Origin of the sequence: Mycobacterium sp. (assembly GCF_035506235.1) — a bacterium.
GTDB lineage: Bacteria > Actinomycetota > Actinomycetes > Mycobacteriales > Mycobacteriaceae > Mycobacterium.
Genome location: NZ_DATJPU010000108.1, coordinates 1 through 22,681, shown reverse-complemented (window position 1 = coordinate 22,681; position 22,681 = coordinate 1). Strand labels below are relative to the sequence as shown.

Here is a 22,681-nt window from a genome sequence, read left to right as displayed (position 1 = left end):
TCGCCCTCAGACCGCGCCGGGGTAGCCGTGCTGGCGCCAGGCCTCGTAGACGGCTATCGCGGCCGCGTTGGACAGGTTCAGCGATCGGCGGCCCGCCAGCATCGGGATGCGCACCTGCCGGGTGATGTGCGGGTCGGCCAGGGTCGCCGCGTCCAGCCCGTCGGGTTCGGGCCCGAACATCAACACGTCGCCGGCCCGGTAGTCGACGTCGGCGAACGACGTGCTCGCGTGCGCGGTGAAGGCGACCACCCGCGCCGGCGCCAGCGCATCCCAGGCGGCCCGCAGCGACGCGTGCACGGTGACCGACGCGAGGTCGTGATAGTCCAGTCCGGCCCGCCGCAGTTTGGGTTCGGACAGATCGAAGCCCAGCGGCTCGACCAGATGCAGTTCGGCGCCGGTGGCGGCCGCCGTCCGGATGGCGTTGCCGGTGTTGGGCGCGATGCGCGGAGTGTGGAACAGCAGCCGGAACATCAGCCGATCATGACAAAGCCAATTTGTTTGCCAGACTTGCGTCCCGGCGCACCGGCGCACCTTGGAGGGCTCTGCGTACTCAGTAGGAATTGTGGAGACCTCGGCCGCGGGCTGTCATACTCGTCGGATTGCCAGGCGTTTATCGCTGGCGCCGGCTGCGTGGGGTAGGCGGAATTAAGCAGGAAGTCTCATGAGTCTCTCGTTTCACCGAGCGCTGACAATCAGCGCAGCGGCCGGCCGCGCGGCCGCAAGCACGTGACCATGTTCGCCCGCCCGGCCCACGCGGCCGAGGCGGCCACACCAGGATTCGACGAAGCCCCCGCCGCCGGCGCGTCGCCGGCCAAACGCCCGCCGACCTGGTCGCTGAGCAACTGGCCCGTGCGCTACAAGGTCCTGGCAATCGTGCTGGTACCGCTCGTTTTGGCGACCGCTTTCGGTGGGTTGCGCATCAAGGACGCGATGGCCAGCGCCGACGGCCTCAAGCTGGCCGCGGCGCGCGCCGACGTGCTGCCGGCCATCACCAAATACATGTCGGCCTTGGACGTCGCGCTGCTGGCCGACTCCACCGGACGCGACGTCGACGGCGCCAAGAAAAACTACGAGGCGCGCAAGCACGAGCTGCAGCAGCGGCTGGCGGACACCGACGTCACCCCAGACGTCCGCTCCGGGGTGAGCACCCTGCTGAATGGCGGTCAGGGGCTGCTGGACAAGGTGGCCGACAACAGCATCGGTTTGCGGGACCGGGTGACCACCTACGCCCCGATCCTGTTGACCGCCGAGGACGTCGTCAACGCGTCGGTGCGCGTCGGCGACGAGCGGATCCGCGCCGAGGCGCAGGGCCTGAGCCGGGCCGTCGGCGCCCGCGGGCAGATGACGATGCAGGAGATTCTGGTGACCCGCGGGTCCGACCTGCCCGAGCCGCAGCTGCGGACCTCGATGATCACCCTGGCCGGCACCGAACCGTCGACGCTGTTCGGGATGAGCGAGGTGCTGGGTGCCGGGTCGCCGGAAGCCAAGACGCTGCAGCAGCAAATGGTGACCCGGATGGCGATCATGTCCGATCCGGCCAGCGCGCTCGTCGACAACCCCGAACTGCTGCGCTCGATCCAGACCACCGACGGGATCGCCGAACAGGTCGTCACCGACGCCACCGCGTCCGTGACCAAGTCGGTGCAGGCCGAGGCCACCGATCGCCGCAATTCCGCGATCCGCGACACCGTGCTGGTGCTGGCCGCCATCGCGATCGCGCTTCTGGTGGTGTTGCTGGTGGCGCGCGCGCTGGTGCGGCCGCTGCGCGTGCTGCGCGACGGCGCGCTCAAGGTCGCCCACCAAGACCTCGAGGACGAGGTGGCCCGGGTCAGGGCGGGCGGCGCCGAACCCATCCCGCAGCCGCTGCCGGTCTACACCACCGAGGAGATCGGCCAGGTCGCCCACGCGGTCGACGAACTGCACACGCAGGCCCTGCTGCTGGCCGGCGACGAGGCGCGGCTGCGATTGCTGGTCAACGACATGTTCGAGACCATGTCGCGGCGCAACCGTTCGCTGGTCGACCAGCAGCTGACGCTGATCGACCGGCTGGAGCGCAACGAGGAGGACCCCGAACGCCTGGACAGCCTGTTCCGGCTGGACCACCTGGCGGCGCGGCTGCGCCGCAACAGCGCCAACCTGCTGGTGCTGGCGGGCGCGCAGCTCGCGCGCGACCAGCGTGAGCCGGTGCCGCTGTCGACGGTGATCAACGCGGCGGTGTCCGAGGTCGAGGACTATCGGCGGGTCGAGCTCACCGACCTGCCCGACTGCCTGCTGATCGGCGCGGCGGCGGGCGCCGCCATCCACCTGTTCGCCGAGCTGATCGACAACGCGCTGCGCTACTCGCCGCCGACGACAACCGTCCGGGTCTCGGCCGCGGCCGGCGGCAATGGGCTCAGCGGCGGCGTCATGCTGCGGATCTCCGACTCCGGGCTGGGCATGAACGACGCCGACCGGCGCATGGCCAACATGCGGCTGCAGGCCGGCGGCGACGCGACCCCCGACCCCGCTCCCGAGAACGCCCGGCACATGGGCCTTTTCGTGGTGGGCCGGATCGCCGCCCGGCACGGCATCCGGGTGGGGCTGCGTGGCCCGGCGGCCAACGAGGCGGGCACCGGCACGACCGCCGAGATCTACCTGCCGCCGACGCTGCTCGAAGGGTCGGCCCGGGCGGTCGAGCCGCGCGGACGGGCCGGGGCGGTGGCATCGCCGAGCACCAAACTCGCCAACGCCATCGCGACGCCGGACCCGGCCGGGCAGCAGCCGGCGAACCAGAACGGCGCCGAGGCGCCGGGACCCTCGGTCACCTTGCTGCCGCACCGCAACCCGGGATCCAGTGGCATCACCCACGTTCCCGAGGTGCCCGGGGTTCCCGCCCCGCCCACCGAGAAGCTGCCCCGCCGACACAGGCGCGAGCTCGCCACTCCCTGGTGGGAGGCCGGGCAACAGGCCAAGCCGGCGTCGGAGCCCCCGAAACGGCCGCCGGCCAAACCGGCGGCGGTGTCGGACACGTCGGCGTTCTTCGCCGCGCGGTCCCGCAGCGCGCCGGAAGCCCCCGCCAAGCCCGCGGCCGCATCGCTCCCGACCATTCCGGAAGCCCCGAAGGCCGCGAAGGCTCCCGAGGCCCCGGCCGACGACGACGTCATCTACCGTCGGATGCTGTCGGAGATGCTGGGCGACCCGCACGACCTGGTCGACAGCCCCGACCTGGATTGGCAGTCGGTGTGGGACCGCGGCTGGTCGCTGGCCGCCGCGGCCGAGGACAAGCCCGTCGAGTCGCAGACCGAGCACGGGCTGCCGGTCCGCACACCGGGCGCCCGGCTGGTGCCCGGCACGGCCGGCGGGACGGGCGGCACCGACGAAGACCAGCCGGATGAGGGCCGGGAATCCCTCGTCGGATCCGGCGGCGTGGCCGGTCGGCGGGAGCCGCAGCACGCGGCCGCGGCGCGGGACCCCGAGGCGGTGCGGGCCTCGTTCAGCAGCCATTTCGGTGGCGTGCGCACGGGACGGTCGCACGCCCGCGACACGAGCGAAGGATCGGATCAGGAATGACGTCTGCCGGCAACTCGCTGGACTGGCTGGTGACGAAGTTCGCGCGCGAGGTTCCCGGGGTGGCGCACGCGTTGCTGGTGTCTGTCGACGGGTTGCCCGTCGCCGCCAGCGAGCATCTCCCACGCGAACGGGCCGACCAGTTGGCGGCGGTCGCCTCGGGGCTGGCCAGCCTCGCGACCGGCGCCGCGCAGCTCTTCGAGGGCGGTCAGGTGCTGCAGTCGGTGGTCGAGATGGCCAACGGCTACCTGTTGCTGATGCGGGTCGGCGACGGCTCGCACCTGGCCACGCTGGCCCTGACGTCCTGCGACATCGGCCAGATCGGCTACGAGATGGCGATCCTCGTCGAACGGGTGGGCGGCGTGGTCCAGTCCAGCCGCCGGTCCGAGCAGTACTCGTGAGCCTGTGAGCCGCGATGGACAGACGCGAGCCCTGGTCAGCCCCACGTGAGGCGAACCTGGTCCGTCCGTACACGCTGACGTCGGGCCGGACCGACACCGAAATCGACCTCCCGCTGGAAGCGCCGATACAGACGTTGCAGGCCGGCCTGGCCCACCGGTGGCCACCCGACGACGCGAGAGGCAAGATCATCCAACTGTGCGTGCAGAGCCCGTCGGTCGCGGAAATCTCGGCCCGGCTGGATTTACCGATCGGTGTCGCGCGCGTCCTGGTCGGCGATCTGGTGCTGTCCGGCTACCTTCGGGTGCACAGGACGCTGTCCGAGCGTTCCACCCGCGACGAGCGGCACGAACTCATAGGAAGGACGCTGCGTGGTCTTAAAGCACTCTGACCCCCACCCCGGGGGAGCCCACGCTTCGACGAAGATCGTCGTCGCGGGCGGGTTCGGTGTCGGCAAGACCACGTTCGTCGGGGCAGTCTCGGAAATCATGCCGCTGCGCACCGAGGCGATGCTGACCGACGCCTCGACCGGCGTCGACATGCTGGAAGCCACCCCGGACAAAAAGACCACCACCGTCGCGATGGACTTCGGCCGCATCACCCTGGACGAGGAGCTGGTGCTCTACCTGTTCGGCACCCCGGGCCAGCGCCGGTTCTGGTTCATGTGGGACGACCTGGTGCGCGGCGCGATCGGCGCGATCGTCCTGGTCGACTGCCGGCGCCTGCAGGACAGCTTCGCCGCGGTCGACTTCTTCGAGCACCGCAACCTGCCGTTCCTGATCGCGGTCAACGAGTTCGACGGCGCGCCGCGTTATCCCGTCGAGGCGGTGCGCGAGGCGCTGACCCTGCCCCGGCACATCCCGGTGATCACGGTCGACGCCCGGGATCGCCGGTCGGCGACCGACGCGCTCATCGCCGTCAGCGAATACGCCCTGGAAACCCTCGCCGCGAGCTGATCCGCTCTTGGCGCACTGGGTCGACCGCGAATTCACCGGCCGGGACTTTCGCGATGACGACCTCAGCCGGTTGCGCACCGAGCGGGTAGTGTTCAGCGACTGCGACTTCAGCGGTGTCAACCTGGCCGAGTCACACCACCGCGGGTCGGCGTTTCGCAACTGCACCTTCGAGCGGACCCTGCTGTGGCACTGGGGGCACCTCCCGCTTGCGGGGGACACGTTTGCGCAGTGCAGCATGCTGGGCTCGGTCTTCGTGCAGTGCCGGATGCGACCGGTGACGTTCGACGAGGTGGATTTCACGCTCGCGGTGCTCGGCGGCAACGACCTGCGCGGCCTCGACCTGGGTGGGTGCCGGCTGCGGGAGGCCGGCCTGGTGGAGGCCGACCTGCGCAAGGCCGTGCTGCGCGGCGCCGACCTGTCCGGCGCGCGGACGACGGGCACCCGGATGGACGACGCCGACCTGCGCGGCGCCACCGTGGACCCGTCGGTATGGCGCACCGCGACGCTGGCGGGCGCGCGCGTCGACGTCGGCCAGGCGATGGCGTTCGCGCTGGCGCACGGGCTGCGTTTCGACGCGGAGGATTAGCGCTTGAGCCGGATGCGCCAGCGCACGACGGCGGCGTAGATCACCGACAGCGCGGCGAGCATTCCCATGTCGAGCAGCCACGCGCCGGGCGTGTGCGCCCAGTGGCTGTCCTGCTGCACCAGCGAACCGGGTACCAGCAGCCGCACGTCGACCGTGGACGCCGACGCCGCGTAGCCCCAGCGGGAGGGCACCAGCCAGGACAGCTGGTCGAGGAAGATCCGGCCGGTCACCGGGACCATGCCGCCAGCGAGCACCAGCTGCAGCATGAGCGACACCACCAGCAGCGGCATGATCTGCTCGCTGGAGCGCGCCAGCGACGACAGCACCAACCCCAGGACCGCGGAGGCCACGCACATCGCGGCGATGGTCACGAACAGCTCGAAGCTGGCCGCGAATTCGGAGGAGCCGAGCAGGACCGCCGGCTGGGTGGGCGCGCCCTTGCCGACCAGGACGATGGCCGTCGCGATGGCGGCCTGGACGATCGCGAACACGCAGAACACCGTGAGCTTGGCGCCGAGGTAGGCGCCCGTCGACAGGCCCACCGCCTGTTCGCGCCGGAAGATGGCGCGCTCGCCGATCAGGTCGCGGATCGTCAGGGCGGTGCCCATGAACACGGCGGCCACGGACATCAGCGTCAGGATCTGGGCGGATTCGTCGGGCGTTCCGCTGGTCGGTTGGGCGATGCCGAACCCGGTGTCGCCCGGAACGGTCAGCGACAGCGCGCCGAGGACGAAGGGCAACAGCGCCAGGAACACAAAGTAGGCGCGGTCGGACACGACCAACCGGACCTGGCGCCGGGCGATGGTGGAGAACTGGTGGCGCACGCTGGTGTGCGCCGGGGCGCCGAGGTCGGCCGGCGCCGACTGCAGCGGCGGAGGGGGCTTGTTCTGGGCCAGGAAACGGCGGTTGGCCTCGTCGGGGTCGGCGCCCACCTTGGCGAAGATCTGGGCCCAGTTGGTGGTTCCCATGGCGTCGCCGATCTTGGCCGGCGGGCCCAGGTAGGCGGTCTTGCCGCCCGGCGCCATCAGCAGCACCTGGTCGCAGACGTCGAGGTAGGTCAGCGAGTGGGTGACCACCAGCACCACGCGGCCGGCGTCGGCGAGCTGACGCAGCATCGTCATCACCTGCAGATCCAGCGCCGGGTCCAGGCCCGAGGTCGGCTCGTCGAGGATCAGCAGCGACGGCCCGGTGAGCAGCTCGAGCGCGACCGAGGCGCGTTTGCGCTGGCCGCCGGAGAGCTTGTCCACGCGGGTGTCGGCGTGCCTGGTCAGCCCCAACTCGTCGAGCACCTGGGCCACGACCTGTTGGCGGTCGGCCTTGCTGGTGTCGGGGGGCAGCCGCAACTCGGCGGCGTAGCCGAGGGCCTGGTTGACGGTCAGCTGGCGGTGCACGACATCGTCCTGGGGGACCATCCCGATCCTGGTGCGCAGCGACCCGTACTCGGTGTGGATGTCGTGGCCCTCGAAGCTGACCGAGCCGATGGTCGGGGTGGCGTATCCGGCGATGAGCCGCGACAGCGTGGTCTTGCCGGCGCCGGACCCGCCGATGATCGCGGTCAGGGTGCCGGGCCGGGCGGTCAGCGACACCCGTTCCAGCAGGTTCTTTTCGCCGACGCTGAAGCTGACCTCGCGCACCTCCAGGCCGCCGGTCCGCGCCGCCACCTCCTGGCGGCGGACCAGCATGCCGCCGGTGAAGACCAGGTCGACGTTGCCGATCGTGACCACGTCGCCCTCGGCGAGCACCGCGGACCCCACCCTGATCCCGTTGACGAAGGTGCCGTTGATGCTCTGGGCGTCGCGGATCTCGGCGCCGACCGGAGTCGCGGTCAGGAACGCGTGGTGCCGCGACGCGAGCACGTCGTGGACGACGATGTCGTTGTCGAGCGAGCGCCCGATCCACGCCGTGCCGGTGACCGGGGCCTCGAGGTCCCCCGAGCCCAGGGCCTTGACCTTGGTGGTCGGGAACTCGGCGATCTCGCCGCTGACCCCGATCTGGGTGGGCGGGTTCTCATCCTGGGTGGCCGCGGCCGGCGGGACGATCGGAATGGCGGTGGTGCGCGGCGTTTCATCACGCGGGCGTGGGCCCGGCGGGGGCTGGGCGGGTGGCCGCGGTGGACCGGGCCGCGGTCGCTGGGCCGGGGGCGGCGGTGGGCGCATCGGCAGCGGGCCGCTGGGTGCGACGATCGTCGGGATCGTCTCCGTCGGCGGCAGCAACCCCACGGTGCCCTGGTGCTGCCCGACGTGGAACGTGATCAGTGGCCCGTCGGGCTTGCCGATGTTGACGCTCTGGCCGTCCTGGATGTCGACCATCGGCACCCGCCGGCCGTTGAGGAAGACGCCGTTCAGGGAATGGTTGTCGACGGCGACCCACCGGTCGTTGTCGAAGCGCAGCAGCAGGTGCGCGCGGGCGATGAGTGGGTGCGCGACGCGCAGGTCGGCGCGCACGTCGCTGCCGACGACCACGTCGCGACCTGGCGCGAAGTTACCTTCCGAGCGGTGAGATCGCACCGTCAGCACTGGCTGCACGGGCTGATTCATCAGCGCTTCGATCGTTTCCTCGACAGGCGATTGGCACGGGCCGGGCCCCAGTGCCGCTTGAGGCGGATCTTCCACCACACGATGGCGCTGTAGGCCACGCACAAGGCCAGGAGCATCCCGATGTCGAACAGCCAGGCGCTCGCCTTGTGGTCGAAGTGCTGGTCCTTCGGGTCGGTCGGGCCGACTACCAGGCGGTGGGTGTCGATCGTCGACGCCGCCGAGGCGTAGCCCCACCGGGCGGGCGTGAGCCAGGACAGCTGGTCGAGGACGGGCCGGTTGGTCACCCAGATCAACCCGCCGCAGAACACCAGCTGCGACATGATGGCGACCACGAGGAACGGCATGATCTGGTCCTGGGAGCGCGCGATCGCCGACAGGGCCATTCCGAGTAGCGCCGAGGCCACGCAGGTCAATGCGACGTCGAAGAACAGTTCGAAGCTGACATTGCCCAGGACCACGGCCTTGGAGATGGGCTGGCCCCAGCCGATCACCGAGATCAGGGTCGCGATGCCCGCCTGCATGACCGCGAACGCGCTGAAAACCGCGATCTTGGCGGCGAGGTACGCCGCGGTCGACAGGCCGACGGCCTGCTCACGCTTGAAGATCGGCCGCTCGCCCACGAGGTCGCGGATCGTCAGCGCGGTGCCCATGAACACGGCGCCGACGGTGAGCATGACGAGAATCTGGTCGGCCTGGTTGGGCGAGTTGCTCGTCGGGTCGCCGATGCCGTACCCGGTCTTGCCGCGCACGGTCAGGGTCAGGACGCCGATGAGGAACGGCAGCAGCGCCAGGAACACCGTGTAGCCCCGGTCGGAGATGACCAGCCGCACCTGGCGGCGCGCGACCGTGGATAACTGGCGCAGCACGGCGGTGTGCACCGGTTCGCCCAGGTCGGCCGGGCTGGACTCGGACAGGGCGGGCATCTCGGGCTGCCGGTTCTCGGCCAGGAAGCGGCGGTTGGCCTCGTCGGGGTCGGCGCCCACCTTGGCGAAGATGTCGGCCCAGTTGGTGGTGCCCATGGCCGCACCGATCTGGCTGGGCGGCCCCAGAAACGCGGTCTTGCCGCCCGGCGCCACCAGCAACAGCTGATCGCAGACGTCCAGGTAGGCCACCGAGTGGGTGACCACCAGCACGACGCGGCCGGCGTCTGCGAGTTGGCGCAGCATCATCATCACCTGGCGGTCCAGCGCCGGGTCCAGGCCGGTGGTCGGCTCGTCGAGGATCAGCAGCGACGGCCCGGTGAGCAGCTCGAGCGCGACCGAGGCGCGCTTGCGCTGGCCGCCGGAGAGCTTGTCGACGCGGGTGTCGGCGTGCTTGGTCAGCTCCAGTTCCTCGAGGACCTGGGCGACGACCTGTTCGCGGTCGGCCTTGCTGGTGTCCGGGGGCAGCCGCAGCTCGGCGGCGTAGCCGAGGGCCTGGCTGACGGTCAGCTGGCGGTGCACGACGTCGTCCTGCGGAACCATCCCGATCCGGCTGCGCATGGACGCGTATTCGGCGTGGATGTTGTGGCCCTCGAACGTCACCGAGCCGGAGGTGGGGCTGGTGTACCCCGCGATCAGCCGCGACAGCGTGGTCTTCCCGGCGCCCGACCCGCCGATGATGGCGGTCAGCGTCCCGGGTCGGGCGGTCAGCGAGATGTGGTCGAGCAGTTGCTTGCCGTGGTCGACCTCGAAGCAGACGGCGTTGACCTCCAGGCCGCCGGTGCGCGTCGCGGCCTCGGTGCGACGGACCAGGGTGTCGCGGGTGAAAACCAGGTCGACGTTGCCGATCGTGACCACGTCGCCCTCGGTGAGCACCGCCGAGCCGACCCGGACGCCGTTGACGAAGGTGCCGTTGACGCTGTGCGCGTCGCGGATCTCGGTGCCCAGCGGGGTCTGGGTCAGAAACGCGTGATGGCGCGACGCCAGGACGTCCTGGATGACGATGTCGTTGTCGGTGGCGCGGCCGATCGTGACCGCGCCGGATGGCATCTGCATCGCCCCCGACCGGCCCGGCAACAGCGCCTGGAACATCTTCGTCGCCAGGTTGGCCACCTCCGGCGGCTTGGCGAGGCTCGGCGACATCTCGGTGTGCGGCGTCGCCGGGGGCGACCCCACGGCGGACATCTGCGGGTGCGGCTGGAAATTGGGCGGCGGCGGCGCGCTGGTCGGATAGGCGGGTGGCCGGCCCCCGCCGCTGACCGGGTACACCGGTTGCCCCGGCGGCGGGGGTGGGGCCGGATGCGGCCTGCGCGTCGCGTGATGGGCCCAGCTCGGGCCCCGAGCAGGGGGGCCGGGCGGGGCGGCGACGGGGGGACCCGGGTGACCCGACGGCTGCGAGGCCGGCCAGGCTGTTCCCGCGTGTGCGGCCACGGGGATGCCCATGGATTCGGTGCGGGGCGGGCGCCCGGCCATACCCTGGTGGCGACCCACTTCGAAGGTCAGCTGCGGCCCGTCAGGATTCCCGATGTTGATGCTCTGGCCGTCGTGGATGTCCACCACCGGCACCCGGCGGCCATTGACGAACGTGCCGTTGAGGGAGCCGTTGTCGATTGCCAGCCACCGCCCCTGGTCGAAGCGCAGCAACAAATGGGCGCGCGAGATCAGCGGGTGCGTGATGCGCATGTCGGCCCGCAGATCGCGTCCGACCACCACGTCGTGTCCAGCCGCGAACGTGCGCTCCGACCCGTCATGGCGAACGGTCAGCGCTGGCAGGGCTGGTGCACTCATCGCCACAACTGTAGCGGGTGCACCTGTTGTCACCCTGTGTGCTGATTGACCGCGTCGGGGGCGCCGGTGACCACGCAGCGGGTGCGGGTGTAGATCGTCGGCATGCAGCGATTGCAGTGCGTGCACGCCGAATGCACGCGGTGCGCGGCGCCGTCGGCGGCGATCCGATTGATCAGGTCCGGCTCGGCCAGCAACGCGCGGGCCATCGCCACGAACTCGAATCCCTCCGCCATCGCCAGGTCCATCGTCTCCCGGTTCGTGATCCCGCCGAGCAGGATCAGCGGCATCGTCAGCTCGGCGCGGAACAGTTTGGCGTCGCGCAGCAGATAAGCCTCGCGATAGGGGTATTCGCGCAGGAACTTCTTGCCCGTCATGCGCATGCCCCAGCTCAGCGGCGGCTTGAACGCGCCGGCGAACTCCTTGAGCGGCGCGTCGCCGCGGAACAGGTACATCGGGTTGACCAGCGAGCTGCCCGCGGTGAGCTCGATCGCGTCCAGCCCGCCGTCGTCCTGCAGCCACTTGGCGGTGGTCAGCGATTCTTCGGTGCTGATGCCGCCGCGCACACCGTCGGCCATGTTGAGCTTGGCGGTGACCGCGATCGGCGTGCCCTCTTTCTCCACCGCGCGCCGCACGGCCCTCACGATGCCGCGGGCGACCTTGGCCCGGTTCTCCAGCGAGCCGCCGAACTCGTCGTCGCGGCGGTTGATCAGCGGAGACAGGAAAGCGCTCGCCAGATAGTTGTGGCCCAAGTGGATTTCGACGGCATCGAAGCCGGCTTCGATGGCGAGCCGGGCCGCGTTGGCGTGCCCCTCGATGACGTCGTCGATGTCGTCGCGGGTGGCCTTTTTGGCGAAGCGCATCCCGATCGGGTTGAAGAACCGCACCGGCGCCAGGGCGGTTGCCCTGTTGGACTTGGCGTTGGCGACCGGACCGGCGTGCCCGATCTGCGCGCTCACCGCCGCGCCCTCGGCGTGGATCGCGTCGGCGAGCCGGCGAAACCCGGGCACCGCCTCGGGGCGCATCCAGATCCCGTTGCCCTCGGTGCGCCCGCCGGGGGAGACGGCGCAATAGGCGACGGTCGTCATGCCGACCCCGCCGGCTGCCGGCAGCCGGTGGTACTCGATCAGGTCATCGGTCACCAGCGCGTCGGGTGTGCGCGCCTCGAAAGTGGCGGACTTGATGATGCGGTTGCGCAGCGTGATGGGGCCCAACTTGGCCGGCGACAACACGTCTGGAGGGGTGGACATGCGAGGAGCTTAATGGCGATCGCGACCGCGGCGTAATGGCGATCGCGAGCGCGGCGTAGCCGGGCGAAGCGGTTCGCCATCATCGGGCACAGCGTGTCGCGTGCCAGACTGTCAGGCGTGGGCGCGATCACGCTGGACGGCAAGGCCACCCGGGACGAGATCTTCGTCGACCTCAAGCAACGGGTGGCCGCACTGACGGCGGCGGGGCGCACACCCGGGCTGGGCACCATCCTGGTCGGCGACGACCCCGGATCGCAGGCCTACGTCCGCGGCAAGCACGCGGACTGCGCCAAGGTCGGCATCACGTCGATCCGCCGTGACCTGCCGGCCGACATCAGCGCCGCCCGGCTCGACGAGACCATCGACGAACTCAACGCCAACCCGGAGTGCACCGGCTACATCGTGCAGTTGCCGCTCCCCAAGCACCTGGATGAGAACGCGGCACTCGAGCGCGTCGACCCCGCCAAGGACGCCGACGGGTTGCACCCGACCAACCTGGGCCGCCTGGTGCTGTCCACCCCCGCGCCGCTGCCCTGCACCGCACGCGGCATCGTGCACCTGCTGCGGCGCTACGACGTGGAGATCGCAGGGGCGCACGCGGTCATCATCGGCCGCGGCGTGACGGTCGGCCGCCCGCTGGGGCTGCTGCTGACCCGCCGCTCGGAGAACGCCACGGTGACGTTGTGCCACACCGGAACTCGCGACCTGCCGACGTTGACCAGGCAGGCGGACATCATCGTGGCCGCCGTCGGGGTGCCGCACCTGCTGACCGCCGAGATGGTGCGTCCGGGCGCCGCGGTCGTCGACGTGGGCGTCAGCCGCACCGACAACGGCCTCGTCGGCGATGTGCATCCGGACGTGTGGGAGGTGGCCGGCCACGTGTCACCGAATCCCGGTGGCGTGGGCCCGCTCACCCGCGCGTTCCTGCTGACCAACGTCGTCGAATTGGCCGAGGGACGGCAATAAGACGTGCGCGCGACCTTGCGGGCCCAGTGGCCCATCCTGTTGGTCGGACTGATCTTCGCCGCGGCATTTGTGCTGGCGGGGGCCAACTTCTGGCGTCGCGGTGCCCTGCTGATCGGCATCGGGGTGGGCGTGGCGGCGATACTGCGGTTGGTGTTGTCCGACGACCGGGCCGGCCTGCTGGTCGTCCGCAGCAAGGGCACCGACTTCCTCACCACCGCGACGGTCGCGGCGGCGATGGTCTACATCGCGTCGACCATCGACCCGCTGGGGACGCGCTAGTCCGGCTAAGCCCCCGGCAGGCCCGGGATTTGACGGAGCCCGCCGGGAATGCCACCTGGCAGCCCGCCGGGAATGCCACCTGGCAGCCCGCCGGGCAGTCCGCCGGGAATGCCCGGCAGGCCGGCGGTCGGGTTGCCGCTGGCGATGTTGGCCATTTCCTCCGGGCAATACATCTGAATCGCGATGGTGGTGAACATCTTGGCCATCTGCGGCGACAGGCCGCGGTGGGTGACGCTCGCCGCGGCGGCGGCGAAGTTGCCGCCCGGCTGGGCCAGCATCGGGCAGATGGACTCGCCCACCTTCATCGCGTTGCCCGGCTCGCCGAAGTCGATGCCGGCGTGGTTGAGCGCGTCGATGAAGGCGTCGTCGGTCGCCGGGTCGGCCCCGGCCGGCGCCGCGAACGCCGCGGCCACCGTGAGGAGGCCGGCGGCACCGGCCAGAAGGCGAATGGTCAGCGGCTGGTGACGAAACAGCCAGATCCACCGCTGAGTTCCCGATAGTGCCTTCATGCCGGCCTCCCACTTGTCTCGGGAATGCTCTGATTGCACTCCAGTCACGCTAGGAACTCTGATCTATGACTGTCACGTTTACAACACAGTGCGATAAAGCTTTGCACAATAAGCGTTTCGTAAGGTCGCCTCGCGCGTGACGTCGCTTATTGGGGGCGAGGCACACCCGCGGCGGCGCCGGCCGATCGAGGCCACACTGTGACCTGACACTCGCGCGGGGGCCGGATTTTCGGGTGGCGATTGGACCAGAATCCGGCTCATGACGACGAATCGCGGCCGTCCACTGGACCATGAGATCTCGCGCCAGACCTTTTTGCGCGGCGCCGTCGGGATGCTGGCGACCGGAGCCGTGTTCGGCGCCGCGCGCGCGGCCGCCGACCCCGCTGGCGGCTGGGGCGGCCTGGCCTCCTCCATCGGCGGCAGCGTCGCCCTGCCCGGTAACGGCGCTCAATTCTCCACGGGCAAGCAGGTTTTCAATTCTTTCTACAACAACTCCAATCCCGCGGCGGTGGTCACGGTGTCGTCGCAGTCGGATGTGCAGAAGGCGGTCTCGTTCGCGACGGCGAACGGGCTCAAGATCGCCCCCCGCGGGGGTGGGCATTCGTACATCGGAGCGTCGAGCGCCAACGGCACGATGGTGATCGACCTGCGCAAGCTTCCCGGCGGGGTCAATGTCGACGGCGGCGGCAACGCCACGGTCACTCCGGCGACCACCGTGTACGCGGTGCATCAGGCGTTGGCCGGCGCCGGGCGCGCGATTCCCACCGCCACCTACCCGAGCATCGGGATCGCGGGACTGGCCCTCGGCGGCGGGGTGGGGGCCGATTGCCGCCACGCCGGCCTGGCTTGTGATGCGCTGCAGTCGGCCACCGTGGTGTTGCCGAGCGGCGACGTGGTCACGGCGTCGGCCAACGACCACCCGGATCTGTACTGGGCATTGCGCGGTGGCGGCGGTGGCAATTTCGGGGTGACGACCTCGATGACCTTCGCGACATTCCCGACCGGTGACAACGACGTCGTCCGGCTTGACTTCCCGCCGTCGTCGGCGGTGCAGGTGCTCGTCGGCTGGCAGTCCTGGCTTAGCGCGGCGGACCGAAACACCTGGGGCATAGTCGATCTCTCGGTCGGCAGCCAGCCGAACTGCCATGTGCTGGCGACCTGCCCCGCCGGGGCGGGCTCGGGCGTCGTCGACGCCATCAAATCCGCGGTGGGGGTGGCGCCCACCGCGGTTGTGAACAAAACGCTCAGCCACATGGACCTGGTGACGTACCTGGCCGGCGGCAGCTCGACGGGTTCGCCCGTCGGATTCGTCGCGGGCTCCGACGTGCTGTCGACGCTGAATTCCGCTGCGGCCAAGGCCATTGCGACGGCGATCGGGCAGTGGCCCGCCTCGGGCGGCAAAGCGTCGGTGCTCGTCGACCCGCTGGACGGCGCAGTCGGCGACGTGGCGCCGGGGGACACCGCCTTTCCCTGGCGCAAGCAATCCGCGCTGTTGCAGTGGTACGTCGAGCCCGCCGGCAACCAGGTGTCCGCCGCCACGCAGTGGCTGAACTCGGCACACCAAGCGGTGCAACAGTTTTCGGTCGGCGGCTACGTCAACTACCTGGAGGCCAACAGCTCGGCGTCGCGCTACTTCGGCTCGAACCTGTCGCAGCTGACGACCGTGCGGCAGAAGTACGATCCGAACCTGGTGATGTACTCGGGACTGAGCTTCTAGGACTGGCGGAATGGCGAACGAGCCGGCCGAATAGCGCCCGCGTTTGCCGCGGAGTGCGCGGCCCGCTGCAGCTGCCGGCCGGGTCCGAGAGCTCCGCGGCGCGACCGACGCGTCGATGACATCGTCGCCGAAGCCGAGTGGGTCCAAGCGGCAGGCGTCCGCTTCCGCGACGACATCATCGGCGGCCAAGGCGACCTTGGTTGCCCAGGGTTAGCCCGCGCCGCCGGGCCCGGTTGTCGCAGATGGCGACACCGTAAGAGAAGTGATAAGCGAAGGGCAGGCACGGCGGCCGGAGCTGCCCACTGATCCGTTTCGGCGAAACGCAGTACTTCACGACGACGTAAGACTTGCCTAGAATCCTTACTGTTCTGACGGCTGGAGGACCGCCGGGCTAGTGACAACCAGGGGCTGGCTAGAAGGTGGACCGACATGTCGTGTGTGATGGCAGCGCCGGAGATGATGACCTCCTGCGCGCAACGCCGCCACCCGACGGTCACGCTCACCAGGCTCTTGGGCCAGGGCGGCATGAACACCGCGATGACAAATGAATCGCGCAACATGGGATTTTGGCCACTGGCGATGCCACGGGGCGCCGCGATTGGCTTCCCGGCCAGGAAGCAATTGGCCCCCGAGCCCGTGGGTCCTACTCTGATGTACACGTCCTGGCGGCGATGGTGGAGATACGGACAGGAAGCGGCGCTGAGCCGGTGGGATATGTGATCACCGAATTCCTCCATCCGGACCCGGTTCCCCGATGCTGGCGCAATTCGCTTTCCTGCGGCACGGGCGGACACACTTCTACCCTCGGAGGCGGTGATGAGGTGATCTTCAGCGATCTGTCTGCCCAGAAGGCCACCAATGCGGCGCTGGCCAACCACGTCAGCGACGCGATCATCACCACCTCCACCGGCCCTGTCGCCTATTGGAACCCGGCCGCTGAAGCCATCTACCGCCGACCCACCGCACGGGCACTGGCACTCCCCGCCGGCGAGGCGGTCAACGGCTATGTCCTAGTCCGCACCGACCAGACCGCCCTGCGCCATACCGAACAATACTTCCAAACTGTGGTGGCCACGCTCGACTATGGAGTCGCGGTCATCGGCAGCGACGGCCGTGTCGAATCTTCCAACCCGGCGGCAAACCGAATATTTGGCACTGCGCCCGAGGTTCTCAAAAACCGGCCGGCTAACAGAGCCCTCGACTTCGCGATCTACGACACCAACGGCCACCTCATCAATGCAGACCGGCATCCGCTCACTCAGATCCGGCGGACCGGAGCCCCAATCAGTGATTACATCTTCGGCGTCGATCGGGTCGACGGAAAACGAGTATGGGTGTCCGCAAGTTATCGCCTGCTCGACCCAGATGTTCCCCAGCAGTCAGCGGTGCTCATCTCACTCACCGACATCACCGCGCAACGCACAGCCAGCCAACGGCTCGCCTACGAGGCCACCCATGACTCGCTGACCGGGCTGCCCAACCGCGCCCACGTTGTCACCCGAGTTACCGAAGCGCTCGAATCGGGCGGCCACGACGCATTGGCGGCGGTCCTGTTCATCGATCTGGACAATCTCAAGACCATCAACGATTTGCTCGGCCACGACGCGGGCGACGACGTACTAAGGAGCGCGGCGCAACGTCTCTGCCGCGCCCTCCGATCCGACGACGTGGTCGCCCGGCTCGGTGGCGATGAATTCGTCGCCCTGCTGATCAGCGAGATCGCCCGCCCCGACCTCGACGCACTCGCCGAGAGAATTCACGCGAGCCTGTCGGAACCGATCGTCATCGACGGCATCACACTCCGCATCGGAGCCAGCAGCGGAATCGTTGTGATCGAAAACAACGACTCGCGCAGCGCCGCGCAGATCCTCCGCGACGCCGACACCGCCATGTACGCGGCCAAGACCACAGGCCGGGGCAAAAGCCACTACTTCACCGAACAGCTGCGAGACCGAAAGCGACGATGCCCCACCAAGCTGACCGGGTAGGCGGTCGGCGCCCGCGGTGGCGCCGAGTGGGCTATGACCCACTCCGCCAGGGTATTACGCTCACGCAGTAGTGCGACAAGTTTTCCACGAAAACCGTTGGTATTTCAGCGGACTGGCATATCACCTGGCTTAATCCGACCAACAGGTGCTGAGCACTGTGCCAAACGGAGGCGGCTCTGTTGTGCCTTCTCGAAGTCATTCGGCGAGCAGCCCCGGATCTTGGCGGGCCGCCCTCGAAAGCCAACCGCAGCGTCCGGGCTGCGAGTAGTCTCACTGCCACAAATTGCGGCGAGACAACACGGCGCCGACGGCTGCGCTTGTTGGATCCGCAAGGAGGCCACCGTGTCGTACGTCCTGGCAACGCCCGAATCGTTGGCGACTGCCGCGAAGGATTTGGCTGGGATCGGGTCCGCGGTAAACGCGGCGAACGCGGCAGCCGCCGGCTCCACCACATCGTTGCTGGCCGCGGGCGCCGACGAGGTCTCGGCACGCATCGCGGCGTTCTTCGGTGCGTACGGCCTGCAGTACCGGGCGCTCACCGCTCAATCTGCGCAGTGGCATGAGCGGTTCGTGCTCGCCTTGGCGGCGAACGCGAACGAGTATCTGACCACCGAGATCGCCAATGCCGAAATCAATGTGCTGGACGCGGTCGACGCACCGGCCCAGATGCCGATGGGAAGCCAGCCGATTCCGGGCGCGGCGGCGGGCACCAGGATCACGGTTCCCGGCGCAGGACCGCTTTACTACCCGACATTCATCACTCAGCTGCCTGATCTGGGGCAGTACTATCTTCAGGGCGGCCTTCCGGGACCGAGCTCCATATCGATCCTGCAGGGTTACGACCTACTGAACCAATCCATCGGGCAGAACTGGTTCCCCGGCACCACTGCTCAGGTCGATAACTACCCGGCCAGCATTGGCATCATCAGCGGTAGCCTGGCTGCTCCCCGCGTGAACGCCGCCGTCGCCATGGGACAGCAAACGCTCAATAACCAGATCATGAATGCGTGGGCCAACGGTAACGGTTCACCGGTGCACATCGCCGCACTGTCGGAGGGAACGCTCGTCGTCGACCGCGAATTGGCTTACCTGGCAACCGATCCGACGGCTCCGCCGGCTGGCTCCCTGCAGTTCGCCATTTTCTCCAGCCCCGAGCTGGGCCTGGCGCACATCTACCTACCGAACGGGATGACCGTGCCTGTGATCGACTACACGGCGCACGGCCTGCCAGACACCCAGTACGACGTCAGCGTGGTGTTCGGCCAGTACGACTTCTTCGGGAATCCGCCCGACCGGCCCTGGGATCTCCCAGCATGGGTGAACTCGCTGTTCGGGGCGGCGTACTACCACGACCCGGCATCGCTGGCCTCGCAGTCGGACGCGGTGCAGGTGTCCAGTGCGACCACTTCCCTGGGCGGCACGGTCACCACGTACATGATTGCATCGCCCACTCTTCCGATGTTGTTGCCGCTCGAGCACACCGGTGTCCCGCAACCAATCGTCAACAACCTCAACTCGTTGCTGCAGCCGATCGTCAACTACGGCTATTCGTCCCTGACACCCGGTGCCGGGCCGTACTTCTCACAGGGATCACTGGTCGGCCTGCCACTTTTCGGCTCCGACCTTTTCGGGTGACGCCGCGAACTACCCGGCCAGCGCGGCGCGGATGCACACGGTGACATACGGCAGTGCCAGGCCGGCCGAATTCGCCAGTGCCGGATGGGTTGCGAGCAACTCGCGCACCTCGTCGAGCGTTCGGCTGCGGACCTCGGTCGGCGACGTAATGCAGTAGCTGCGCGAGGCCACCAGGTCGATCAGGGCTTGCGCCGTAAGGTAATTCGTCCACTCGACCTGATGGCGCTCCGGCTCGGTGAAAGACTCGGACAGCGTCACGTCGAAGCTTCCCCGGTCGCCGTCGGAGCCGATGATCTCGCCCAGCTCGCGCACCCAGCCCAGCCGTTCGTCGCGGGTGTTCCACACCAGGCCGAGCCGTCCGCCCGGCCGCAGCACGCGGGCCACCTCGGGAATCGCCCGCTCGGGGTCCACCCAGTGCCACGCCTGGGCGACCAGCACGGCGTCAACGCTGTTGTCCTCCAACGGAATCTCTTCCGCGGTCCCCAGCAGGGCACGGGTCTCCGGCAGCGAGCTGCGCAGCACTTCGAGCATGTCGGGAATCGGGTCGACGGCCACCACGTCCAGGCCGCGTTCCACCAGCCGGGTGGTCAGCTTGCCGGTGCCCGCGCCGAGGTCGAGCACGTGGCGCGCGCCGCGCGGCAACAGCCAGTCGATCGCCTCCGGCGGATAGGAGGGGCGGCCACGCTCGTAGGCAGCAGCCGCCGAACCGAACGAGAGGGAACGGTCGTGCCTGGAGCGGGTCACCGGGGACACCTAAGGCACGTGCCTTCCCCATCGGCCAAATCGAGGGTCTTGCGGATCAAGTCGCCGACGGCCTCGGATTCCACCAGGAAGCCGTCGTGCCCGCAGAGGGAGTCGACGACGTGGAGCTCGGTGCAGCCGGGCAGCAGCTCGGCCAGCTCCTCCTGCAGGCGCAGCGGGTAGAGCCGGTCGGAGGTGATGCCGCCGACCACCACGGGTACCCGGCAGCCGCTCAGGGCCTTCCGCACCCCGCCGCGCCCGCGGCCGACGTCGTGGCTGCTCAGCGCCTCGGTCAGGACGACGTAGCTCCCGGCGTCGAAGCGGGACAACAGCTTGTCGCCCTGGTGCTCGAGGTAGCTCTGCACCGCATAGCGGCCGCCGGTCGCCGGGTCCTCGTCGCCCTGGGGGTCGTTGGCGAACCGGGTGTCGAGCTCGACCTCGCCGCGGTAGGTCAAGTGCGCGAAGCGGCGGGCGATCGTCAGCCCTGCGTCGGGTCTTCGCCCGGTGTCGTGGTAGTCGCCGCCCTGCCAGTTCGGGTCGGCCTTGATCGCCGCGACCTGCGTGGCCTGGGTGCCGATCTGGTCGGCGGTGGCGCGGGCGCCGACGGCGAGCAGCAGGCCGGCCCGCGCCCGGTCGGGGTGCCCGACGATCCACTCCAAAGCCCTTGCGCCGCCCATGGATCCGCCGACCACCGCGGCCACCCGGTCGATACCCAGGGCGGCCAGCGCGGCGACGTCGGCCTGCACCTGGTCGCGCACCGAGATCAACGGAAACCTTGAGCCCCAGGGCTTTCCATCGCGGGCGAGCGAGCTCGGGCCGGTGGAGCCACGGCAGCCCCCGAGCACGTTGGTGGCCACCGCGCACCAGCGGTCGGTGTCGATCGGCGCACCCGGCCCGGCCACGCCGTCCCACCAGCCGGGGGTGGGATGCCCGGCGCCGGCGGGGCCGGTGATGTGCGAGTCGCCGGTCAGCGCGTGCAGCACCACGACCACGTTGTCACGCGTGGGGGACAGCTCGCCCCAGCGCTGGATGGCGATGCAGACATCGTCGATCACCGCACCGCTTTCGGTGGTCAGCGCGCCGATGTGGACAAACCCGACTTCACCCTCGGCGGGCAGCGTCTGGGTTCCGACGTCGAAGATCGTCATGTCAGGCTCCCTCAGAACGCCGCCACGGCCTGCGGGTCGCCGCTGGAATGACCCGCGCCGGCCGCTTCGGCCCCGAACCTGCGGGCCGCGGCGAAGCCGAGCTCCAGGTCGGCCAGAATGTCGTCGATGCCTTCGATGCCGACGGCCAGCCGCACCAGGCCGGGGCTGACACCGGTGGTCAGCTGCTCCTCGGCCGTGAGCTGGGCGTGGGTGGTCGACGCCGGGTGTATCACCAGCGAACGGACGTCCCCGATGTTGGCGACGTGACTGTGCAGCTTCAGCGCGTTCACGAACGCCTTCCCGGCCTCGACCCCGCCGGCCAGCTCGAACGCGAGCACCGCTCCGGTTCCCTTGGGCGCCAGCTTCTTTGCCCGCTCGTGCCACGGGGAGCTGGGCAGGCCCGCGTAGTTCACGGACAGCACGCCGTCGTGGCCGGCCAAGAACTCGGCGACCCGTTGGGCGTTGGCGACGTGACGTTCCATCCGCAGGCTCAGCGTTTCGATGCCCTGGGCCACCAGGAACGCGTTGAACGGCGAGGCGGCCGACCCGAGGTCGCGCAGCAGTTGCACGCGCGCCTTGAGCGCGTACGCCGGCGGCCCGAGCTCGGCGTACACCACGCCGTGGTAGCTGGGGTCGGGCGTGGTGAATCCGGGGAACCGGCCCTGCGTCCAGTCGAAGGTGCCGCCGTCGACGATGACGCCGGCGATCGCCGAGCCGTGCCCGCCCAGGTACTTGGTGGCCGAGTGCACCACGATGTCGGCGCCGTGGGAGAACGGCTGGATCAGGTAGGGCGTGGCGATGGTGTTGTCGACGATCAGCGGCACGCCGTTGGCGTGGGCGACCCCGGCGACCCCCGGGATGTCCAGCAGATCGATCTGCGGGTTGGAGATGGTCTCGCCGAAGAACGCCTTGGTGTTCGGCCGGACGGCGGCCTGCCACGAATCCAGGTCGTCGGGATCCTCGACGAAGCTGACGTCGATGCCGAGCTTGGCCAGCGAATAGTGGAACAGGTTGTAAGTGCCGCCGTACAGCCGCGGGCTGGAGACGATGTGATCCCCCGCACATGCAAGGTTCAATATGGCGAATGTCTCAGCCGCCTGCCCGGAGGACAGGAACAGCGCGGCCACGCCGCCCTCCAGCGCCGCGATGCGCTGCTCGACGACGTCGGTGGTCGGGTTGCCGATCCGGGTGTAGATGTTGCCCGGAACCTCGAGGCCGAACAGCGCCGCGGCGTGCGAGGTGTCGTCGAAGGTGTAGGACGTGGTCTGGTAGATCGGCAGGGCGCGGGCGTGGGTGGTCTGGTCCGGGTGCTGTCCGGCGTGCACCTGCTTCGTTTCGAAGGACCAATGCGCCGTCGGGTCGGCTTCGGCGCTGGTCGGGCTGTTATCAGAGCTCACTTGACTTAAGTGCTTTCTCTCGAGAAGGACAGGATTTTGGTATCGAGTGCTCGCGGCGTTCCGTGACGTCATCGACGATGACGTCACGCGGAGGCGATGGGTTTAACGCCGACACACAACGAGGCGCGAATGAGCTTGATGAATGCGCATCACGTTTCCCCTCTAGTCAGGGGTCCGGTATGGCGGACCCGCGCTTGCCGCGCAGCCTGTGGCTACTAGACCTGGTCTTTCACCCGGGGCACCCCACCGCGGTTGGAGGGTTGCCGGCCAGCAAGCCGGGGCTTAGCGCTGGCGCTCATGACCGATGTGAAGCCTATCTCAT

Annotated in this window: 18 protein-coding genes and 1 riboswitch; of the genes, 10 read left to right on the top strand and 8 right to left on the bottom strand. The window is 69.2% G+C overall.

Going from position 1 to position 22,681, the window contains the following annotated elements; translation table 11 throughout:
- Nucleotides 1–6: 6 nt before the first annotated feature.
- A complete protein-coding gene (locus tag VMD50_RS09970) occupies nt 7–471 on the bottom strand; it encodes a tRNA (cytidine(34)-2'-O)-methyltransferase (RefSeq protein ID WP_325427305.1) in 465 nt (154 codons plus the stop codon).
- Between the two features lie 255 nt (nt 472–726).
- On the opposite strand from VMD50_RS09970, the gene VMD50_RS09965 reads away from it, so the two are divergent.
- The 5 genes from VMD50_RS09965 to VMD50_RS09945 are packed head-to-tail and all read left to right on the top strand — an operon-like array spanning nt 727 to nt 5,487.
- Nucleotides 727–3,549, top strand: a complete 2,823-nt coding sequence (locus VMD50_RS09965) for a sensor histidine kinase (protein ID WP_414686035.1) — start codon at nt 727–729, stop codon at nt 3,547–3,549.
- Nucleotides 3,546–3,947, top strand: a complete 402-nt coding sequence (locus tag VMD50_RS09960; RefSeq protein ID WP_325427300.1) for a serine protease inhibitor — start codon at nt 3,546–3,548, stop codon at nt 3,945–3,947. Before VMD50_RS09965 ends, VMD50_RS09960 begins: the two co-directional genes overlap by 4 nt.
- Before the next feature lie 14 nt (nt 3,948–3,961).
- Nucleotides 3,962–4,336 carry a DUF742 domain-containing protein gene (locus VMD50_RS09955; RefSeq protein WP_325427298.1) on the top strand — a complete coding sequence of 125 codons (375 nt, stop codon included), beginning with the start codon at nt 3,962–3,964 and terminating at the stop codon, nt 4,334–4,336.
- Nucleotides 4,317–4,901, top strand: a complete 585-nt coding sequence (locus VMD50_RS09950; protein ID WP_325427296.1) for a GTP-binding protein — start codon at nt 4,317–4,319, stop codon at nt 4,899–4,901. The genes VMD50_RS09955 and VMD50_RS09950 overlap by 20 nt, the downstream gene beginning before the upstream one ends.
- A gap of 7 nt (nt 4,902–4,908) precedes the next feature.
- Nucleotides 4,909–5,487 (top strand): pentapeptide repeat-containing protein, encoded by a 579-nt coding sequence (locus tag VMD50_RS09945; protein ID WP_325427294.1) that lies wholly within the window; start codon nt 4,909–4,911, stop codon nt 5,485–5,487.
- On the opposite strand, the gene VMD50_RS09940 is transcribed toward VMD50_RS09945, so the two are convergent.
- From VMD50_RS09940 to VMD50_RS09930, 3 genes are read right to left on the bottom strand one after another with little or no spacing between them, the layout of a single operon-like run.
- Nucleotides 5,484–8,024 (bottom strand): ATP-binding cassette domain-containing protein, encoded by a 2,541-nt coding sequence (locus VMD50_RS09940; RefSeq protein ID WP_325427292.1) that lies wholly within the window; start codon nt 8,022–8,024, stop codon nt 5,484–5,486. The genes VMD50_RS09945 and VMD50_RS09940 overlap by 4 nt on opposite strands.
- Nucleotides 8,024–10,732: an FHA domain-containing protein gene (locus tag VMD50_RS09935; protein WP_325427290.1), complete on the bottom strand. Its 2,709-nt coding sequence runs from the start codon at nt 10,730–10,732 to the stop codon at nt 8,024–8,026. Before VMD50_RS09935 ends, VMD50_RS09940 begins: the two co-directional genes overlap by 1 nt.
- A gap of 29 nt (nt 10,733–10,761) precedes the next feature.
- Complete coding sequence (locus VMD50_RS09930) at nt 10,762–11,979, bottom strand: NADH:flavin oxidoreductase (protein WP_325427288.1); 1,218 nt, start codon at nt 11,977–11,979, stop codon at nt 10,762–10,764.
- 117 nt (nt 11,980–12,096) lie between these two features.
- Between VMD50_RS09930 and VMD50_RS09925 the strand changes: the two genes are divergently transcribed.
- Both VMD50_RS09925 and VMD50_RS09920 read left to right on the top strand, forming a co-directional pair.
- Nucleotides 12,097–12,945 carry a bifunctional methylenetetrahydrofolate dehydrogenase/methenyltetrahydrofolate cyclohydrolase gene (locus VMD50_RS09925; protein WP_325427286.1) on the top strand — a complete coding sequence of 283 codons (849 nt, stop codon included), beginning with the start codon at nt 12,097–12,099 and terminating at the stop codon, nt 12,943–12,945.
- A gap of 3 nt (nt 12,946–12,948) precedes the next feature.
- Complete coding sequence (locus VMD50_RS09920; RefSeq protein WP_325427284.1) at nt 12,949–13,224, top strand: DUF3017 domain-containing protein; 276 nt, start codon at nt 12,949–12,951, stop codon at nt 13,222–13,224.
- Nucleotides 13,225–13,229: 5 nt separating this feature from the next.
- Here VMD50_RS09920 and VMD50_RS09915 read toward each other — a convergent pair whose 3' ends face one another.
- Nucleotides 13,230–13,733, bottom strand: coding sequence for a DUF732 domain-containing protein (locus VMD50_RS09915; protein WP_325427282.1), 504 nt, complete (start codon nt 13,731–13,733; stop codon nt 13,230–13,232).
- Nucleotides 13,734–14,016: 283 nt separating this feature from the next.
- Between VMD50_RS09915 and VMD50_RS09910 the strand changes: the two genes are divergently transcribed.
- From VMD50_RS09910 to VMD50_RS09900, 3 genes are all read left to right on the top strand, one after another.
- The gene (locus VMD50_RS09910; protein WP_325427373.1) at nt 14,017–15,450 is read left to right on the top strand and encodes an FAD-dependent oxidoreductase; all 1,434 of its coding nucleotides are present in this window, start codon (nt 14,017–14,019) and stop codon (nt 15,448–15,450) included.
- 821 nt (nt 15,451–16,271) lie between these two features.
- Nucleotides 16,272–17,438: a diguanylate cyclase domain-containing protein gene (locus VMD50_RS09905; protein ID WP_325427280.1), complete on the top strand. Its 1,167-nt coding sequence runs from the start codon at nt 16,272–16,274 to the stop codon at nt 17,436–17,438.
- Nucleotides 17,439–17,780: 342 nt separating this feature from the next.
- On the top strand, nt 17,781–19,073 hold the full coding sequence (locus VMD50_RS09900; protein WP_325427278.1) for a PE-PPE domain-containing protein: 1,293 nt from the start codon (nt 17,781–17,783) through the stop codon (nt 19,071–19,073).
- Between the two features lie 9 nt (nt 19,074–19,082).
- Here VMD50_RS09900 and VMD50_RS09895 read toward each other — a convergent pair whose 3' ends face one another.
- Genes VMD50_RS09895 through VMD50_RS09885 form a run of 3 tightly spaced genes read right to left on the bottom strand, consistent with a single transcriptional unit; the run spans nt 19,083 to nt 22,359 of the window.
- Nucleotides 19,083–19,817, bottom strand: coding sequence for a class I SAM-dependent methyltransferase (locus VMD50_RS09895; protein WP_325427276.1), 735 nt, complete (start codon nt 19,815–19,817; stop codon nt 19,083–19,085).
- On the bottom strand, nt 19,814–20,962 hold the full coding sequence (gene metX / locus VMD50_RS09890) for a homoserine O-acetyltransferase MetX (protein WP_325427274.1): 1,149 nt from the start codon (nt 20,960–20,962) through the stop codon (nt 19,814–19,816). Before metX ends, VMD50_RS09895 begins: the two co-directional genes overlap by 4 nt.
- Before the next feature lie 11 nt (nt 20,963–20,973).
- Nucleotides 20,974–22,359, bottom strand: a complete 1,386-nt coding sequence (locus VMD50_RS09885; protein WP_325427272.1) for a bifunctional o-acetylhomoserine/o-acetylserine sulfhydrylase — start codon at nt 22,357–22,359, stop codon at nt 20,974–20,976.
- A 185-nt stretch (nt 22,360–22,544) separates the two neighbouring features.
- A riboswitch (SAM riboswitch) is annotated at nt 22,545–22,662 on the bottom strand.
- Between the last annotated feature and the right edge of the window lie 19 nt (nt 22,663–22,681).

Excerpts from the sequence above, each read along its gene's own strand:
- VMD50_RS09915 (WP_325427282.1), bottom strand. The coding sequence starts at position 13,733 with ATGAAGGCACTATCGGGAACTCAGCGGTGGATCTGGCTGTTTCGTCAC.
- VMD50_RS09970 (WP_325427305.1), bottom strand. The coding sequence starts at position 471 with ATGTTCCGGCTGCTGTTCCACACTCCGCGCATCGCGCCCAACACCGGC.
- VMD50_RS09955 (WP_325427298.1), top strand. The coding sequence starts at position 3,962 with ATGGACAGACGCGAGCCCTGGTCAGCCCCACGTGAGGCGAACCTGGTC.
- VMD50_RS09930 (WP_325427288.1), bottom strand. The coding sequence starts at position 11,979 with ATGTCCACCCCTCCAGACGTGTTGTCGCCGGCCAAGTTGGGCCCCATC.
- VMD50_RS09960 (WP_325427300.1), top strand. The coding sequence starts at position 3,546 with ATGACGTCTGCCGGCAACTCGCTGGACTGGCTGGTGACGAAGTTCGCG.
- metX (WP_325427274.1), bottom strand. The coding sequence starts at position 20,962 with ATGACGATCTTCGACGTCGGAACCCAGACGCTGCCCGCCGAGGGTGAA.
- VMD50_RS09940 (WP_325427292.1), bottom strand. The coding sequence starts at position 8,024 with ATGAATCAGCCCGTGCAGCCAGTGCTGACGGTGCGATCTCACCGCTCG.
- VMD50_RS09935 (WP_325427290.1), bottom strand. The coding sequence starts at position 10,732 with ATGAGTGCACCAGCCCTGCCAGCGCTGACCGTTCGCCATGACGGGTCG.